Raw genomic sequence first — 673 nt, forward strand, 5'->3', positions numbered from 1 at the left:
ATTCATTATTACAAGGCTTCAAGATTAAAATATACTGCTACACACATACAAGAGGAAGGAAATGGACTCTACACAATCATAGTCTCATAGATCATTCACACATACACTCTCAACCTCATGGGATGGGATACACAACCACCTTTCCGGTAGCTCTGGAACTCTCAAGGTAACCAAATGCTTCAACAACTTTAGTAAAGGGATATGGACTTGTGGGATCAAGAACTGGCTTCACCTTCCCACTCTCCAAGTAAGGCTTCAGTTTCTCCAACACAGACCCTTTAGAGGTAAGCACAAAAAGGATAGCCGGTGGCGTTGCTGGACCTACTATTGTTACAACCTTCCCGCCTTCTTTCACCGCCTTCACAGCCTTATCTGTCTCCCCAACTGCATCATACACTACATCAAATTTCTCTGGCAGGTCCTCGAAGTTCTCCTTGGTGTAATCGATAGCCAAATCAGCACCCAAGGTTCTCAACAAATCCAGTTTCTTAGTGCTTGCAGTAGCTGCTACTTTGGAAGCACCAAAAACATGCTTTGCAAGCTGAATAATATGTGTTCCAACACCCCCAGCGCCTCCCAAAACAAGGACGGATTTACCAGCAGAAAGTTCAGCTCTTTCAAGCCCTTCATGGGCAGTTTCAATAGCCAAGGGAAGGCTAGCAGCTTCAATAAA

General features: G+C 44.6%; 1 protein-coding gene. It reads right to left on the bottom strand.

What is annotated here, in order from left to right:
- Positions 1-115: 115 nt before the first annotated feature.
- Positions 116-673: zinc-binding dehydrogenase (locus IEV84_RS16680; protein ID WP_188495877.1), on the bottom strand; the 558-nt coding region annotated here is incomplete at its 5' end.

Source organism: Flavobacterium palustre, assembly GCF_014639535.1.
Taxonomy (GTDB): Bacteria; Bacteroidota; Bacteroidia; order Flavobacteriales; family Flavobacteriaceae; genus Flavobacterium; species Flavobacterium palustre.